The organism is Mesorhizobium sp. M0923, assembly GCF_040319365.1.
Taxonomy (GTDB): Bacteria; Pseudomonadota; Alphaproteobacteria; order Rhizobiales; family Rhizobiaceae; genus Mesorhizobium.
This window is the reverse complement of record NZ_JAMYNW010000023.1, coordinates 1-14,736: the sequence shown is the minus strand read 5'-3', so window position 1 is coordinate 14,736 and position 14,736 is coordinate 1. Positions and strand designations below refer to the sequence as shown.

Sequence of the window (14,736 nt, the reverse complement as noted above, 5' to 3'; positions counted from 1 at the left end):
CCAATGCCGGCGAACTATTTCGGCTGCTTGCCGACCGCCAGCAGCAGCACGTTTTCCTGGCTGAACCGTTCCTTGTCGAGAATGCCGGAGATCTGGCCTTCATGCATGACGGCGATGCGGTCGGAAACACCGATCACCTCCTCCATGTCGCTGGAGATCATCAGCACGGCGACGCCGGCATCGGCCAGCGCCCGCATCAGCCCGTAGATCTCGGCCTTGGCGCCAATGTCGATGCCGCGTGTCGGCTCGTCGAGGATCATCACCTTCGGCTTCATCGCCAGCCATTTGGCCAGCACGACCTTTTGCTGGTTGCCGCCCGACAGCGTGCCGGTACGCGTCTGCACGGAGGGCGCCCTGATGCCCAGATCGGTCTTCTGTTTCTCGGCGGTGGCGGCCTCGGCGCTGGCCGAGACCAGCGAGCGCCGCGAATGCGCCGGCAGATTGGGCAGCGAGATGTTCTGGGCAATCGACAGATCGAGCAGGATGCCGGTCAGCTTGCGGTCTTCCGGGACGAGGAAAATACCGTTGGCCACTGCGTCCGCGGCCGAACCAAGAACCAGATCTTTTCCGTCAAGCTGGAACGAGCCGCCAAAGCTCTTGTCGATGCCGAACAGCACGCGCGCCAGCTCCGTCCGACCGGAGCCGACGAGACCGGCAAGGCCGAGGATCTCGCCATGCCTGACGTCGAGGTCGACGGGCCGGTCGGGATAGGCGGCGGTGCGAATGGCCTTGACCGACAGCGCGACAGAGCCCGGCGGGCGCGCCGATTCTGCGGCCTTCTCCCTCTCCTTGAGCATGCGGCCGATCATCAGCTTGACCATCTGGTCGTGATTGATGGCGCTCTTCGGCAAAGTTCCGGCGAGCATGCCGTCCCTGAGCACGACGACGCGGTCGGCGACGCGCTCGACCTCGTGCAGGCGGTGTGAGATGAAAATGACGCTGATGCCGTCTGCCTTCAGCGCCTTGATGACACCAAGCAGCTTGTCGGTTTCGGCGATCGGCAGGCTCGAGGTCGGCTCGTCGAGGATAACCAGCCTTGCCTTGATCGACAGCGCCTTGGCGATCTCGACCATTTGCTGCTGGGCCAGCGACAGCGCCGATACCGGCGTATCGGCCGAGAAATTGGCGCCCACGCGTTTGAGCAGCGGCGCCGCCAGCGCTCGCAGCCTGGCGCGGTCGACCAGCTTGAGCGGGCCGGCGCGCAGCGGTTCGCGGCCGAAGAAGATATTGGCGGCGACGTCGAGGTTTTCGAACAGGTTGAGTTCCTGGTGGACGAAGGCGATGCCCGAACCGATGCTGGCCTCGACAGTCAGCCCGTCATGGGCGGCGCCATCGACAATGATGGTGCCGGTGTCCGGCCTGGTGACGCCGCCGAGGATCTTCATCAGCGTCGATTTGCCGGCGCCGTTTTCGCCGACCAGGCCGATGACCTCGCCGGGCCTGACCTCGATCGAGAACCCGTCCAGCGCGACAACGCCGGGATAGGTCTTGCGCACACCGTTGAGGCTCAGGAACGGAGCGTCCGTGGATGCAACGATGGATGGGTCGGAATAATTCATCACGCCTGACAGCAGCCGGTGAGCCGTTTTGGACTCAGACTGACGGGCCTCGCGAGGCCCGTCAATAGAACGCCGGCTCAAGGCGAACCTTGAGCCGGCGCAACCTAGTTTGCTCAGTTTCCAGACATCGCCTTGAGGCTGGCGGCGTAGGCGTCGACATCGTCCTTGCCGATGATCTTGGTCGGGATGATGATCAGTCCATCGGCGGGAACGCCCGACTTGTTGCCTTCGAGATAGGCGGCCATCAGCTTCATGCCCTGATAGGCCCATTCGAAGGGCTGCTGTACGACGGTGGCGGCGACGGTGCCTTCCTTGACGCCGCCCAGCGTGATCGGATCGTCGTCGAAGCCAACGACGGTGATCTGGCCGAGCTTGCCGGCATCGCGCAGCGCCTCATAAATACGCGGCGTGTTGTAGGAATAGAAGCCGACCATGCAGGTGACGTCGGGGCTGGCGACCAGCGCGTCCTCGACGTTCTTCTTGGCGCGGGCCTGGTCGATGTCATCGCCACGCACGTCGACCAGTTCGATCTTGGTGCCGGCGAGGCCGTCCTTCATGCCCTGGATGCGTTCCTTGGCATTGTCGGCGCCGAGCAGGCCGACGAAGCCGAGGCATTTGCCGCCATCTGGCATCGCCTTCTTGGCAATCTCTGCCGCCTGCTTGCCGGCATCGACATTGGACGAGCCGATATAGGCGACACGCTTGGTCTGCGGTGCGTCGCTGTCGGTGGTGAACAACGCCGTTTCCGAGGCGATCTTGTTCAGCCCGTCGGTCGACGTCTTGGGGTCGACGGCCGAGACCATGATCGCCTTAACACCGGCCGTCACCAGATCGTCCATCAGGCGCTGCTGGATGGCGACCGAGGACTGCTCCGGATATTTGAGTTCTAGATTGTAATTGGGCAATTCGCCTTGAGCCTTCTTGACCCCGGCTTCGGCAGCCTTCCAGAAATCGGAAGCGCCGTTGACGACGAAGGCCAGTGTCGGCTTGTCGTCGGCACGCGCAATTGCGCTGACGGACAGGCCGAGCAGCAGGGCCGCAGCGGCGACGGACGCATTTCGTATCGCAGATTTCATATTCAACCTCCCATTTGACTCAGTAATTTTCGCTGATGATGAACGTGCCGGCGCGGCTTGGACGCCCTCCTCCTCAGGGTTCCGGCAGCGAAGAACGACGCCATTCCAGCCGCGATCGTCGACTTTAGAGACTCATTCGTCGTTCGTAAATAGTCCGATTTGTCTGACATTTCCTCGAAACGGCAGGCGAGCTTCGGTTGACGGGAACTGTCCGCCACTAGGCTGGCTTACGTTCCGAACATGCGCGGGTCCGATGTTCGTCCGAGCATGATGGATTGACGTTATAGGGCCGCCGGATATTAGTAAAGAGTATTAGTTTAATCGGGATTCTCACAAGAAAGGAGCCTCCCAATGCGCTGTCACGTCGGATTCGCGACTAAATCACTTAAGACGGCACTTATATCTATTAGCATCGCTTTACCTTACAAATGCGAGATTTGAGGGACGAATGACATGAACGAACCACTGCGCGATCCCGTCCTTGAGGGTACAAGGCGGCGCAAGCCGTCCGGGAAAAACCCCAGAGGCCGCGTTACCATGACCGACATCGCCAGGGCCGCCGGTTGTTCGCAGGCGACGGTTTCGTTCGTCCTCAACAACACGCCGGGCATCAGGCTATCGCAGCAAACTCGTGAGCGGGTGATAGAGGCGGCGCGGGCCCTCAGTTATGCGCCGCCGGTGTTTTCCGCCCTGCGAGCCCCGGTTGCCGCTTTTGACGGGCTGGATGGCGTGATCGGCTTCGCCGTCGACCAATTGGCGACCAGCCCGGAGGCGGTCGTCGCCATTGAAGGGGCGCGGCAAGCCTCGTGGAACGCTGGCAATGTACTTTTGGTGGCGCAGACCATGGGCGACGAGGTGATGGAGCCCCGGGCCATCGCGGCGCTGACCAAGCAGGGCATTTCGGCGCTGATCTACATGACCATCTTCACCCGCGAGATCGTCGCGCCGGAGTATCTCTACGGCCTCGACATTCCGGTCATCCTGCTCAACTGCTACACCGCCGACTATGCCTTCCCCGCCGTGGTGCCGAGCGAGATCGCCGGCGGCCAGAGCTCGACCCGGCACCTGATCAGCCATGGCCATCGCCGTATCGCCACCATCACCGGCGAGCCATGGATGCAGGCGGCGCAGGACCGGCTGAAGGGCTACCGCCGGGCGCTGGCGACAGCCGACATCCCGTTCGACCCGGCCTTGGTCGTCGAAGGCGATTGGTCGGCGAGCGCCGGCTATGCCGCGACCATCAAGCTACTGGCGCTGAAAGACCGGCCGACCGCCATCTTCTGCCAGAACGACCGCACCGCGATCGGCTGCTACGAGGCGCTGAAGGAGGCCAGCCTGCACATCCCCCAGGATATTTCGGTGGTCGGCTATGACGACGAGGAGATCGCGCGCCATCTGTTCCCGCCGCTGACGACGTCGATCCTGCCGCATATGGCGATGGGGCAATGGGCGATCGAGCAGCTGGAAGTCCCCGCCCCTCCCGGTCGTGGCCGCCATCCCATCACCAAGCTCGAATGCCCGCTGGTGGAGCGGGAGTCGGTTGGCGCGGTGGCGGGCTGACGCGAGGCGGCGGAATAGTCGGCGATCGACAATTGCATAGGCTTGACATCGCGCCCCGCATAGATCCGATTGAGCCCTATGAGGTTGCAAAGCTGCTATAATTTTCAGGACTTTCGCAGGCTGGCCAGACAGCGCCTGCCAGGACCGATCTTCGACTATATCGATGGCGGCGCGGACGACGAGACGACGCTGCGGCGCAACACGGCTGCGTTCGAGGACTGCGACCTCGTCCCAAACGTGCTTGCCGGTGTCGGGCAGATCGACATGTCGGTCACCGTCATGGGCCAGAAACTGGCGATGCCGGTCTATTGTTCGCCGACGGCTCTCCAGCGGCTGTTTCACCATAGCGGCGAGCGCGCCGTCGCCGCGGCGGCGGAGAAGTTCGGGACGATGTTCGGCGTCTCGTCGCTTGGGACGGTCAGCCTGGAGGAAGTCCGCAAGCACAGGACGCCGCAGGTCTATCAGTTCTATTTCCACAGGGATCGCGGCCTGAACCGCGCCATGATGGAGCGCGCCAAGGCGTCCGGCGTCGAGGTGATGATGCTGACGGTCGACAGCGTCACCGGCGGAAACCGCGAGCGTGACCTGCGGACCGGCTTTTCCATCCCCTTTCGGCTTACGCTCGGCGGCATGATGCAGTTTGCGATCAAGCCGAGATGGGCCATCGACTATTTGACGCACGAAAAGTTCAGCCTGCCGCAGTTGGACGGCCATATCGATCTCGGTGGCGGAGCGCTTTCCATCAGCCGCTATTTCACGGAGATCCTCGACCCGTCGCTGGATTGGAAGGACGTCGAAGACATGGTCCGCTTCTGGAACGGCCAGTTTTGCCTGAAGGGGATCATGAGCGTTGCCGATGCCAGAAAGGCCGTCGACATCGGCTGCACCGGCATCGTTCTGTCAAATCATGGCGGCAGGCAGTTGGACGGCTCGCGCAGTCCCTTCGACCAGCTGTCAGAGATCGTCGACGCGGTGGGCGACAGGATCGACGTGATCATCGACAGCGGCGTCCAGCGCGGCACGCATGTCCTGAAAGCTCTGTCGCTGGGCGCCAAGGCCGTCGGCCTCGGGCGCTACTACCTCTTCCCGCTCGCAGCGGCCGGACAGGCCGGCGTCGAACGGGCGCTCGGCCTGATGCGAACCGAGATCGAACGCGACATGCGGCTGATGGGATGCAGGTCGGTGGCAGAGCTTTCCAGGGGGAATGTGCGGTTTAGGTGAGGCAGCCGGAAGTGGCGCACGGCATAAGCTTTTCGAAGTGCGAACACTATACCGACCGGCCGCCGCTCCTGCCGTCCGTGTCGAAGACGGCCTCGCCGGAAACAGCATCCGTATATCCGCCTTCAAGCTGCTGCAACGTATGCCGGAACCGATCAAGATTGCCGAGCATTGTGGGCCTGGCATCGACCATGTGCTGGAAAGTGTCCCACTCTCCAATCGAGAAGAAGGCGCCATCTCCCGATTTGATGAGAGCCATTTTTCGCAATCCCTCGAAGTTGCGCGGAGCGCTGCTGAACAGTTCGACGAATTCGTCTTCACTGCCCGGCTTGACCTGGAAGCGGACGCTATTGAACGCCGTCATGTACGTTCCCCCGTGAAAGACCTGAAGAAGCTCGAATATGCGAAAGCCCTAAGGCACTCAAACCCTTCGAACACGTGTACAGGAAAATCGGAAGGTTGGCTTCAGTCACCTCCTGCCGAATGCCCCGTTTCTGGCGCTATTTTGCCAGGTAGAGGACGACGCTCGATCTCAATCGGTACGCCCTTCCGACCGGCAATGAAACGCGCTGTTAACGCCGTTCGCGGGTGACAGGATGTTGGCCGCAGTTCGAAGGTATAATCTGCGTCTCGCTGTCAGTTGCGGAGGCGAAAATGAACGTGCTTCGGATTGCGCTCTTGTGCACGGCCATGATCGACCTTGGAATGCCGGCTGTTCGCGCTGAGGATCGGCCTGTGCCGCCGAACAACAAAGCCGCAACAGTGCAGCCGCCCGTTCATTGTGAAGGCCAAAACTGTCTCCCGCCGGCGAAAGATCCCGTGCAGGAATGCACCGGCCAGGATTGCACGCCAGCGCCGCCGACTGAACCGGGTCCGGAGATCAAGCAGGCCGACTGAGTCGGCATCAGCAGACCATCCCCTCTTTTGGCAGGGATGGCGCTCAGCCCTCGCGACCCTCCGACCACCGGCGCCGGTCACGGTCATAGTCGGGCGGCTATGAGCTCACCGCGCCCGAGAGGCCCCATGAGGCGGGCCGTGCATTGGATTGATGGCGCGCCCGAAGAGGATGAAACTGGGAACTCGTATGTTATTGCTGCGCCTATCGATTTCTCAGATCACCGCTCGGAGCCGAAGGTCCGCCTTGCGCGCCATAAACTGTCCCTTGCCACCCCTGAACAGCCAAAATCGGATCCAACCGGTCATTCGTCAAGGGGAAGCGAAGTGACCTCCATGCAGAATTCGAGCGCTCATCGGCGTTGGGCGCAATCCGGCCGCGGCCCTCCTGGGGCTAACGTTCAGGGCAGCGGGATCGGCTTGTCGCTGAGTGTGCGCAAGTAGGCGATCAGGTCGACCCGTTCGGTCTCGTCCGGAACACCAGGCGTCTCCATGTAAACGCCCGGCGTGGTGAACATGGGTCCGAAGAGATATCTGTTCAGATCCTCGTACGTCCATACACCCTCCCAGTCGAGCAAAGCGTCGGAGTAATGCATTTTTGCCACGGACGCCTTGTCGCGGCCGACGACGCTCCACAAGTTGGGTCCCGCTTTGATCGCTCCCTGTGGCGCGGCATTGTGGCAACCGGCACACACGCTGGTGAAGTAGGTTCGGCCTTTCTCGACATCGGCAGTAGCCAACTTCATCGAGATCGGAGCTGGTGTTGGCAAGACGACGCCGTGCGACATGAGATAGTCAGCGACTTCGCGTTGCCTCTTGAATTTTGCCAGATGGAGCGGCGTCTTGCCGTCCTTTGTCTTCGCATTCACGTCCGCGCCGGCCTCGACGAGTGCCTTCACGCAGTCGAAACAACCGAGATTCACCGCGATGTGGATAGCGTTTTCGCGGCTGCGCTTCGAATTTGGATTTGCGCCCCCATCCAGCAACAGATTGATCAAATCGATCCTGCGTTTTGCCAAAGCCGGCATGAGGGCAGGACCCAAAGCCGGTGTTGGGGCGGCGTTGACGTCGGCACCGCGTTCAATGAGCATTTTTGCCGCCGCAAAATGCCCGCCCCTAACCGCAAGATAGAGTGGTGTCGCGCGCCCCCGTCGCTCTCATCGAAGCCGGCACCAGCGTCGAGCGCTGCCGTGATCCCGGCGACATCGCCCTTCATGGCGGCGTCGTGGATGGAGGCGGCATGCGATACAATCGGAATGTGTAGAAGCACCAACAGAATGAAAGGCAAGAACCCGCGCATTAGCATCTCCCAAGGCAAGCCTGAGGACCCGGCACGATTTCAAGAAGGGCAGAGGTTAGTACGAATGCTCGATAGCGGCAACGCACGTGTGATCGAGTTCGCCGCCGCCGTGGCGGGCGGCGGCAGCGCATGCAGTCGCCTGCATGCAAGGCGGTCCTAAACATCAGCCGACCAGCCGTGGCTCATCCCCCAGGAGAAGTCGTTTCTCAGCGCCGGGAATCCCGCAGATTTGCCGGTAACCGCTAAAGCGCCACCACGATGGCAATGATGAGCGGCTAAGCGGTCCATCGATGCCGGTGGATTGGGATGTACATTACAAATGGCGCGCCCGAAGAGATTCGAACTCCTGACCCCCAGATTCGTAGTCTGGTGCTCTATCCAGCTGAGCTACGGGCGCGCAACAGGCCATGCTTTGCATAGCCCCGCGATCCGATCCTGGCGACCGGCCGCGAATGTGAGCTGTTCCCTAGCGACTGAATTTGCGAAAAGCAAGCCGATCCTGGCCAAAAGTTTTGCCGTCACGTTTTGCCGTCATGCGCCGGCCGGCGAAGGTAAGATCGCGTCACGCGGCGGCCGAGCCGATAGGTCGTCGTCTTGGATCGGTCATTTGCCAATCGGAACGGTCCGTAACGAAACAAGCCGTTGCACGGCGGCCGAGCCGATGACTCTTAGTCCCGGACCAACCATTTGCGAATTGAAACGGTCCGTAACGAAACGGTTCGTTACGCCGGGCGGCGCAGGCCGTTGCGGGCTTGGTCGAGCCGGACCGGCTGGTCGGGAATGGTGACGGCGAATGTGGTGCGGCCGCCGATGCTTTCGACCAGCTCCACCGTGCCGCCATGGGCGCGGATCAATTCATGGGCGATCGCCAGGCCAAGGCCGGTGCCGCCGCTGCGGGCCGAGCCGCGAAACGCCGCGAACAGGTTTTCGCGCGCCTTCGGCGGCAGGCCGGGGCCGGTGTCGGTGACGACGATGCGGCTGACGCTGCCGATGCGCTCGGCCGATATGGTCAGGCGGCGCACTACGGCGCTCTCGGTGTCCGCCGCCATCGCCTGCACGGCGTTGCGGCTAAGATTGGTGAGCACGCGGAACAGCTGATCGGAATCGGCGTCGACCTCGAGCACCGGATCGACGGCGTTGACGAATTCGATGCCGCATTCGATGTCGAGCAGGCCCTGGACGTCCTCGACCAACTGGCGCAGCCGCAGCCTGCGACGCGACGGCGGCGGCTCCTGGGTGCGGCCATAGGACAGCACGCCTTCCGAATAGGACACGGCGCGATCGAGCGCGCGCAGCAGTTTTGGCGCGAAGGCCTGAACAGTCGGGTCCTTTACCTGGCGCAGGCGGTCCGACATCAGCTGCGCCGAGGCAAGGATGTTGCGCATGTCGTGGTTGATCTTCGACACGGCCAGGCCGAGATCGGCCAGGTGCTTCTGCTCGGTCAGCATCTTTTGCAGCCGCTCCTGCATCTGCGACAGCTCGCGTTCGGCGACGCCGATCTCGTCGGCCCGGGCGGCAGGGTGAATGATGCGACCGGGATCGTCGGGCGCCTCGGAAAAGGACAGCATCGAGCGCGTCATCGTCCTGATCGGGCCGATCATGATCAGGTCTATCGCGGCGTAGACCAGCATGGCGGTGAACAGCGAAATCAGCAGCGAGACGAAGGCGACGTTGCGCGAATAGATCAGCATGGCATTGCGCAGGCGGTGGTCGGGCATGATCAGCTCGAACTCCTTGTCGCTGTCGCCGACCGGTCCGAAAACGCGCAGCATCCTCTTGCCGCCGAAAAACAGCGTGTCCAGCGCGCCGGTCATGCCCTTGATCATGCCGACATTGGCGATATCGATATGCTCGTCCACCTGCGGCGGCATTTCGGCCACGACCAGCAGCCGCGAGACGCCGCCGTCGCGCACGGCGATCGCCTTGGCGCCGATCGCCATCAGTACGTCGTTCTGGGCGGCACGCGACAGCGAGGCAGGTTCGCCCTGCACCAGGACGATGGAAACCGCGGCGGCGGTGCTCAGCCTCTCCTTCAGCCAGCTCAGCCTGTAGCTGGCGATCCAGGGCACGAAGATGAGGATTTCGGCCAAGAGCACGAAGACGATGGTGAGCAGCAGCAGCTTCGTCGACAGGCCGCGCGCCAGCGGCACCCTGCGGGTGGCCGCCTTCGCCCGGGCGATGCTTTCGTCGGTTGGTGGGACTTCACTCATGCTCGTCGTCACGGCTGCCTGTCATCACGGCTGCTTGTCTTAAGGACTGCTCGTCTTCACGATCGCTTGATCGGGCAAGATTAGGCGATTGCGGCTTTTTTGCCAAATTCATCCTTGATCGAAGCCGGACAAAGGGCCGCAAGGACTTCCCTGCCAGTCCGACAACGCCGGCCCGACAGGCTGGATTGACTTCCAAAACCCTTCTTTCTATAAGCCCGCTCACGCTCGGGCCATTCGTCCCGGCGCGGTTTCGATCGCGCCAAAACCGGCCCGGCAAAGCTCCTGTTACAAAGTGACAGAATCAAGAAGGGCCGCACCCCGCGGTATTTAAACAAATGAAGCGTACTTACCAGCCGTCCAAACTCGTCCGCAAACGCAGGCACGGTTTCCGCGCCCGCATGGCAACCAAAGGTGGCCGCGGCGTCGTCGCAGCCCGCCGCAACCGCGGCCGCAAGCGTCTCAGCGCCTGAGCACCAAGCGAGAGACAAGATCGTTGCCCGCAACCGGCAAGCCAACGGGTGCCCATCCCAAGCGGCTTCTGAAGCGCGCGGAATTCCTGGCCGTCCGCCGTGGCGAAAAGCGCCGCGGGCGGCTTGTCCTCGTCGAGGTTCTGGATCGCGGCGACGGCGAGGCGCCGCGCGTCGGTTATACGGTCACCAAGAAGGTCGGCAATGCCGTCGTTCGCAACCGCATCCGGCGGCGGCTGAGAGAGGCCGTGCGCACGCATGCCGCGGATGACATGGCGCCCGGCAATGATTATGTCATCGTCGGGCGCGAAGACGTGCTTACCACTCCGTTTGGCCAGTTGAAGGCCGAACTCTCCCGCAGATTGCGTGGAACACGATAGGCCAAGGGCTTCGATGGAAAACAACCGCAACTTCTTTATCACCATCGCACTGTCGGTGCTGATCCTGGCGCTTTGGCAATATTTCTATGTGATGCCGCGCAGCGAGATGCAGCGTGAGGCCGCCCGCATCGAAGAACAGCGCGTGGCGGAGCAGAAGAAGGCCGCCCAAGGCACCAGTCCGGGCGCCAGCGAAACACCGGTGCAGCCGGGCGCCATTCCGAGCGCGCCTGGCGGCGACGCGGTGACGCCGGCCGGCCGCGACCAGGCGATTGCCTCGACCAGCCGCGTCAAGATCGACACGCCGAGCCTCGAAGGTTCGATCAACCTCACCGGTGCGCGCCTCGATGACCTCCGGCTCAAGCATTACAGGGAGACGGTGGACAAGACCTCGCCCGAGATCGCGTTGCTCAACCCGGCGTCCCTGCCGAACGGCTATTTCGCCGAGATCGGCTTTTCTGGCGCGCCGGATGTGGGCACGCTGCCCGGCCCCGACACGGTCTGGCAGACCGACGGCAAGGCGACGCTCAGACCGGCGACGCCGGTCACGCTGACCTTTACCAACGACAAGGGCCTGACCTTCAAGCGCACCTTCTCCGTCGACGCCCAATATATGTTCACCGTATCCGACACGGTTCAGAACGGCGGCTCGGCGCCGGCGACGTTGTCGAACTATGGCCGCGTTACGCGTTTCGACAAGCCGGCCATCGCCAGCACCTATGTGCTGCACGAGGGCCTGATCGGCGTTACCGGAAGCGAGGGCCTGCAGGAATACAAATACTCCAGCGTCGAATCGGAAAAGGAATACAAGCCAGGCAAGTCGACCGACGGCTGGCTGGGCATCACCGATAAGTATTGGGCGGTGACCCTGGTGCCGCCTAGCGGCCGCGAATTTCAGCCCAAATTCTCTTATTTCGAGTTCAAAAGCGGGCCCCATCCGCACAGCTACCAGTCCGATTTCCTGTCCGATCCCGTCACGGTCGCTCCCGGGCAATCGACGACCGTGGAGTCGGAGATATTCGCCGGCGCCAAGGAAGTTTCGACGATCAACGCTTATGAAAAGGACCGTCATATTCGCCAGTTCGACCTGCTGATCGACTGGGGCTGGTTCTATTTCATCACCAAGCCGATGTTCTGGCTGATCGACACGCTTTACAAATTCTTCGGCAATTTCGGCCTGGCGATCCTCGCCACCACCGTCATCGTCAAAGCGCTGTTCTTCCCGCTCGCCAACAAGTCCTATGCGTCGATGGCGAACATGAAGAAGGTGCAGCCCAAGATGCTCGAGATCCGCGAGAAATACGCGGACGACAAGATGAAGCAGCAGCAGGCGATGATGGAGCTGTACAAGACCGAGAAGATCAATCCGCTCGCCGGTTGCTGGCCGGTGGCGTTGCAGATCCCGGTGTTCTTCTCGCTCTACAAGGTGCTCTACATCACCATCGAGATGCGGCACGCGCCGTTCTTCGGCTGGATCCAGGATCTGGCGGCGCCGGATCCGACATCGATCTTCAACCTGTTCGGGCTGATCCCGATCACCTTGCCGCACATGCTGATGATCGGCGTCTGGCCTCTGATCATGGGCGTGACGATGTTCCTGCAGATGCGCATGAACCCGACGCCGCCGGACCCGACGCAGGCGGCAATCTTCACCTGGATGCCTGTGATCTTCACCTTCATGATGGCGGGTTTTCCGGCCGGCCTCGTCATCTACTGGGCCTGGAACAACACGTTGTCGATCCTGCAGCAGGGCGTGATCATGAAGCGGCAGGGCGCCAAGATCGAATTGTGGGACAATCTGGTCGCGCTGTTCCGCAAGAAACCGTCGCCGGCGGAATAGCCGGCGCTCCGATAATGCGAAACCAGAAAGCCCCGGTTCGTCCGGGGCTTTTTGCACAAGCTGCCGGCCTGGATTAAGCGATTGGTACTGCGGGACAGATCGCGCTATTTTGACCTGCCTGGCAGGTGCTCGACGGAGCTCGATATGACCGGACCCAATCCATCGATCAAGCATCCGATCCCGTTGCACACGCGCGTCGGCTTTCTGAAACCGCTGGTGACGGCGCCGAATATCGAGATCGGCGACTTCACCTATTATGACGATCCGGACGGACCCGACAAATTCGCCGAAAAATGCGTGCTGCATCATTATCCATTCATCGGCGACAGGCTGGTCATCGGCAAGTTCTGCGCCATCGCCGAGGGCGCACGCTTCATCATGAACGGCGCCAATCACGCCATGTCCGGCTTTTCGACCTATCCGTTCAACATCTTTGGCCACGGCTGGGAGGAAGGCTTCGACCCGGCGACATGGTCGAAGGAGGTGCGTGGCGACACAATCGTCGGCAACGACGTCTGGATCGGCATGGAAGCGGTGATGCTGCCGGGCGTCAAGATCGGCGACGGCGCCATTGTGGCGGCAAAGTCGGTGGTGACGCACGATGTGCCGGCCTATGCGATCGTCGCCGGCAATCCGGCCAAGGTGGTGAAGATGCGCTTCGATGACAGGACCATCCGGCGGCTGCTGGCGCTGGCGTGGTGGCACTGGCCGGTGGAAAAGATCAGCCGCAATCTCGATGCCATTCGTGGCAGCAACATTTTTCTTCTGGAGGCAGCGGTTTGAACACGTTGAACAAGACCATGATCGGCATCGAATTGTTCACGCGAGCCTGGATTTTCATCCGCGGCGTGCCGGCGATGAAATTCCTGCCGCCGGAGGGTCCACCCGAGATCGCCTTTGCCGGTCGCTCCAATGTCGGCAAATCGTCGCTGATCAATGCGCTGGTCAACCAGAAGGGGCTGGCGCGCACCTCCAACACGCCGGGCCGGACGCAAGAGCTCAACTATTTCGTGCCGGGCGGATTTTCGGGAGAAGGCGCCGATCTGCCGCCGATGGCACTGGTCGATATGCCGGGCTATGGCTACGCCACGGCGCCGAAGGAAAAGGTCGACGAGTGGACGAAGCTCGTGTTCGACTACCTGAAGGGCCGGGTGACGCTGAAGCGCGTCTACGTGCTGATCGACGCCCGCCATGGCATCAAGGCCAAGGACGACGAGGTGCTGTCGCTGCTCGACAAGGCGGCGGTGTCGTATCAGATCGTGCTGACCAAGACCGACAAGATCAAGGCGGCGGGGGTACCACGGCTGATCGAGGAAACGCTGCAGAAGATCAAGAAACGCCCGGCGGCCTTTCCCTTCGTGCTCGCCACGTCGTCGGAAAAGAGCGAAGGCCTCGAAGAATTGCGTGCGGCGATCGTGCTCGCCGCCAACGGCGGATAGGCAACGGAATCCGACGGCTGGTCAGGCGGGGCTGGAGGTCCGTTCCTGCTCTGCAAGCTGTTCGGTGCCGTAGGCCTTCAGGAACACATCGACGCCCGACCTGACGATATGTTCGATCTCGGCCGCACTTGGCGCTTTGGTGCGATAGGCGAATATGCACTGGCGGAAAAGACCGGCCAGGCACAGCTCGGTGAACTGATAGGCGGCAAGCTCGACATCGTCGATCTTCAGCAGGCCGCGTTCGATAGCCATGTTGAGGAAAACGACAACCCGGTCATGGCCGCGCTTCGGGCCGCGTTCGTAGAACCGGGCGCCAAGCTCCGGGATCCGTTCCGACGCGCCGATCACCGTCCGCTGCGCCAGGATGACCCTGGCCGAGGTGATCTTCATGGACAGCACGATGCCGAACTTCACCAGCGTCTGGCGAAGGTCGCCAATCTGGTCGAGCACCTCGTACATGTTCTTGAAGATCGTGCCGCGCTCTTCCTCGATCAGCGCTTCGAACAGCTCTTCCTTGTTGGCGAAGTAGACATAGATGGTGCCCTTGGACACGCCGGCCTCGCGGGTGATGTCGTTCATCGACGCGGCTTCGAAGCCCTTGTCGATGAAGACACGGCGCGCACCGTCGATGATCTGGCTGCGCTTGACCGGGTCTTGCCCCCCGGCCGGCCGGCCGCGGGGCCGGCAGGACAACCGATAACCCAGGTGCATGCCAGTGCGGGGGCAAGGGGGTTCAAAAGGGAAACAAGCGGGCCTTGGGGGGGTGGGTTTTAAAAAAATACGCGCACACCAGCCA

General features: G+C 62.0%; 13 protein-coding genes and 1 tRNA gene. 7 read left to right on the top strand and 7 right to left on the bottom strand.

Going from position 1 to position 14,736, the window contains the following annotated elements; all coding sequences use genetic code 11:
* Nucleotides 1-14: 14 nt before the first annotated feature.
* Entirely contained in the window at nucleotides 15-1,559 is a 1,545-nt protein-coding gene (locus NKH89_RS28810; RefSeq protein ID WP_023718225.1) for a sugar ABC transporter ATP-binding protein, read from the bottom strand.
* Nucleotides 1,560-1,672: 113 nt separating this feature from the next.
* Nucleotides 1,673-2,635, bottom strand: coding sequence for a sugar-binding protein (locus tag NKH89_RS28805; RefSeq protein WP_352484310.1), 963 nt, complete (start codon nucleotides 2,633-2,635; stop codon nucleotides 1,673-1,675).
* Nucleotides 2,636-3,088: 453 nt separating this feature from the next.
* Here NKH89_RS28805 and NKH89_RS28800 point away from each other — a divergent pair, with 453 nt between their 5' ends.
* Both NKH89_RS28800 and NKH89_RS28795 read left to right on the top strand, forming a co-directional pair.
* On the top strand, nucleotides 3,089-4,195 hold the full coding sequence (locus NKH89_RS28800; protein ID WP_031193752.1) for a LacI family DNA-binding transcriptional regulator: 1,107 nt from the start codon (nucleotides 3,089-3,091) through the stop codon (nucleotides 4,193-4,195).
* 78 nt (nucleotides 4,196-4,273) lie between these two features.
* A complete protein-coding gene (locus NKH89_RS28795) occupies nucleotides 4,274-5,416 on the top strand; it encodes an alpha-hydroxy acid oxidase (protein WP_352495024.1) in 1,143 nt (380 codons plus the stop codon).
* 46 nt (nucleotides 5,417-5,462) lie between these two features.
* On the opposite strand, the gene NKH89_RS28790 is transcribed toward NKH89_RS28795, so the two are convergent.
* From NKH89_RS28790 to NKH89_RS28775, 4 genes are all read right to left on the bottom strand, one after another.
* On the bottom strand, nucleotides 5,463-5,777 hold the full coding sequence (locus NKH89_RS28790; RefSeq protein WP_352484312.1) for an antibiotic biosynthesis monooxygenase family protein: 315 nt from the start codon (nucleotides 5,775-5,777) through the stop codon (nucleotides 5,463-5,465).
* A 931-nt stretch (nucleotides 5,778-6,708) separates the two neighbouring features.
* A complete protein-coding gene (locus NKH89_RS28785) occupies nucleotides 6,709-7,398 on the bottom strand; it encodes an ankyrin repeat domain-containing protein (protein WP_352910784.1) in 690 nt (229 codons plus the stop codon).
* Nucleotides 7,399-7,927: 529 nt separating this feature from the next.
* Nucleotides 7,928-8,004, bottom strand: a tRNA-Arg gene (locus tag NKH89_RS28780).
* Nucleotides 8,005-8,329: 325 nt separating this feature from the next.
* A complete protein-coding gene (locus tag NKH89_RS28775) occupies nucleotides 8,330-9,817 on the bottom strand; it encodes an ATP-binding protein (RefSeq protein WP_352495026.1) in 1,488 nt (495 codons plus the stop codon).
* A gap of 335 nt (nucleotides 9,818-10,152) precedes the next feature.
* Here NKH89_RS28775 and rpmH point away from each other — a divergent pair, with 335 nt between their 5' ends.
* The 5 genes from rpmH (at nucleotide 10,153) to yihA (ending at nucleotide 13,940) form a co-directional block, all read left to right on the top strand.
* Nucleotides 10,153-10,287, top strand: a complete 135-nt coding sequence (rpmH, locus tag NKH89_RS28770; protein ID WP_008833937.1) for a 50S ribosomal protein L34 — start codon at nucleotides 10,153-10,155, stop codon at nucleotides 10,285-10,287.
* Between the two features lie 23 nt (nucleotides 10,288-10,310).
* Complete coding sequence (gene rnpA / locus NKH89_RS28765) at nucleotides 10,311-10,664, top strand: ribonuclease P protein component (protein ID WP_352495027.1); 354 nt, start codon at nucleotides 10,311-10,313, stop codon at nucleotides 10,662-10,664.
* Nucleotides 10,665-10,677: 13 nt separating this feature from the next.
* Entirely contained in the window at nucleotides 10,678-12,501 is a 1,824-nt protein-coding gene (yidC, locus tag NKH89_RS28760) for a membrane protein insertase YidC (protein ID WP_352910780.1), read from the top strand.
* 144 nt (nucleotides 12,502-12,645) lie between these two features.
* Complete coding sequence (locus NKH89_RS28755; RefSeq protein ID WP_352452996.1) at nucleotides 12,646-13,284, top strand: CatB-related O-acetyltransferase; 639 nt, start codon at nucleotides 12,646-12,648, stop codon at nucleotides 13,282-13,284.
* A 17-nt stretch (nucleotides 13,285-13,301) separates the two neighbouring features.
* Nucleotides 13,302-13,940 (top strand): ribosome biogenesis GTP-binding protein YihA/YsxC, encoded by a 639-nt coding sequence (gene yihA / locus NKH89_RS28750; protein ID WP_352495110.1) that lies wholly within the window; start codon nucleotides 13,302-13,304, stop codon nucleotides 13,938-13,940.
* 21 nt (nucleotides 13,941-13,961) lie between these two features.
* On the opposite strand, the gene NKH89_RS28745 is transcribed toward yihA, so the two are convergent.
* Nucleotides 13,962-14,633, bottom strand: a complete 672-nt coding sequence (locus NKH89_RS28745; RefSeq protein WP_352910778.1) for a TetR/AcrR family transcriptional regulator — start codon at nucleotides 14,631-14,633, stop codon at nucleotides 13,962-13,964.
* Between the last annotated feature and the right edge of the window lie 103 nt (nucleotides 14,634-14,736).

Excerpts from the sequence above, each read along its gene's own strand:
- NKH89_RS28810 (WP_023718225.1), bottom strand. The coding sequence starts at position 1,559 with ATGAATTATTCCGACCCATCCATCGTTGCATCCACGGACGCTCCGTTC.
- NKH89_RS28805 (WP_352484310.1), bottom strand. The coding sequence starts at position 2,635 with ATGAAATCTGCGATACGAAATGCGTCCGTCGCCGCTGCGGCCCTGCTG.
- NKH89_RS28800 (WP_031193752.1), top strand. The coding sequence starts at position 3,089 with ATGAACGAACCACTGCGCGATCCCGTCCTTGAGGGTACAAGGCGGCGC.
- NKH89_RS28795 (WP_352495024.1), top strand. The coding sequence starts at position 4,274 with ATGAGGTTGCAAAGCTGCTATAATTTTCAGGACTTTCGCAGGCTGGCC.
- NKH89_RS28790 (WP_352484312.1), bottom strand. The coding sequence starts at position 5,777 with ATGACGGCGTTCAATAGCGTCCGCTTCCAGGTCAAGCCGGGCAGTGAA.
- NKH89_RS28785 (WP_352910784.1), bottom strand. The coding sequence starts at position 7,398 with ATGCTCATTGAACGCGGTGCCGACGTCAACGCCGCCCCAACACCGGCT.
- NKH89_RS28775 (WP_352495026.1), bottom strand. The coding sequence starts at position 9,817 with ATGAGTGAAGTCCCACCAACCGACGAAAGCATCGCCCGGGCGAAGGCG.
- rpmH (WP_008833937.1), top strand. The coding sequence starts at position 10,153 with ATGAAGCGTACTTACCAGCCGTCCAAACTCGTCCGCAAACGCAGGCAC.
- yidC (WP_352910780.1), top strand. The coding sequence starts at position 10,678 with ATGGAAAACAACCGCAACTTCTTTATCACCATCGCACTGTCGGTGCTG.
- NKH89_RS28755 (WP_352452996.1), top strand. The coding sequence starts at position 12,646 with ATGACCGGACCCAATCCATCGATCAAGCATCCGATCCCGTTGCACACG.
- yihA (WP_352495110.1), top strand. The coding sequence starts at position 13,302 with ATGATCGGCATCGAATTGTTCACGCGAGCCTGGATTTTCATCCGCGGC.